Consider the following 1,080-nt stretch of genomic DNA (forward strand, 5'->3'; position numbering starts at 1 on the left):
TGGGCGATCATCGACCTGTCCGACCCCCAGCCCGGCATCCGCCACCTACTGATCCGCCGCAACTGCACCACCGGCGAACTCGCCTACTACCGCTGCTACTCGCCCCAGCCAGTCCCGCTGACGACCCTGGTGCGGGTCGCAGGATCAAGGTGGCGGATCGAGGAGACGTTCCAGTCCGGAAAGGGCCTGGCCGGCCTGGACGAGCATCAGGTCCGCCGCTACACGTCCTGGTCCCGATGGGTCACCCTCGCCATGCTCGCCCACGCCTTCCTGGCCGTCCTCCGCGCCGACGAACACACCCGCCATCCCGCACCGGACAACCTGATCCCGCTCACCTGCGACGAGATCGCACGCCTGTTCATCACGCTCATCGCCCAGCGCGTCCACGACACTACCCACCGGCTCCGCTGGTCCCACTGGCGACGCCGCCACCAGGCCCGATCCCAATCCAGCCACTACAACCGCCAAGCCGCCGCCCCAGCGTGATCACGATCTACGGCTGGAGTAATAGACTGCTACAAAACGACCACCACTGCCAATTACACTTCCCCGAGGCGCAATCGCACTCCTGGCAGGAATCCGCGTCGGTTTGGCTCGATAGCAATCCGGCGCTAATCCCGAAGTGGGCAAACACCTCAAAGATATCCGACAGCAACAGAGTTGACATCAACGGCTTGTAGCATCCACCAGCGACGCCTCCATTGGCAAATTGGAGGCTCGCGATAAACGCTTCAAAGTCCGTTGCAGGAAGCTTCGCTAGGGCGTTGTCGCCAGCCGCACGAAGTTGCCGCAAGTCATCCGAGTTGCGCACGATCCAATCGGCGTCGCTAGCCGCTATGTCGCGCAACTCCTTGCCAGTTGTCGCGAGTCGCGAGTAGTCAATTTTCTCAATCTTCACGGCCGAACCCTCTTTCTTCCATGATCCCCCGCACTGAAGTTCCACGCTTTTCTGCCGAGCGTCCGCCGGGGATTACGGGACAGTCCTTAGCTTGATCTTTAAGCAGTAGCCTCGAACGGGCTGCCGAACTTGATCACTCGTATCGGTAACTCCCGTACACGGAAGCGGCCTTCGCCTGATCA

The 1,080-nt window shown here is 61.6% G+C and carries 1 protein-coding gene and 1 pseudogene; one reads left to right on the forward strand and one right to left on the reverse strand.

The features are described from left to right. Positions 1-486: pseudogene (locus ACZ3TI_RS41025) on the forward strand (IS701 family transposase); the annotation flags it as partial. A gap of 7 nt (positions 487-493) precedes the next feature. Here ACZ3TI_RS41025 and ACZ3TI_RS41030 read toward each other — a convergent pair. Then, positions 494-898: a hypothetical protein gene (locus ACZ3TI_RS41030; protein WP_465735709.1), complete on the reverse strand. Its 405-nt coding sequence runs from the start codon at positions 896-898 to the stop codon at positions 494-496. Positions 899-1,080 lie beyond the last annotated feature (182 nt).

Source organism: Kitasatospora sp. NPDC023120, assembly GCF_055560835.1.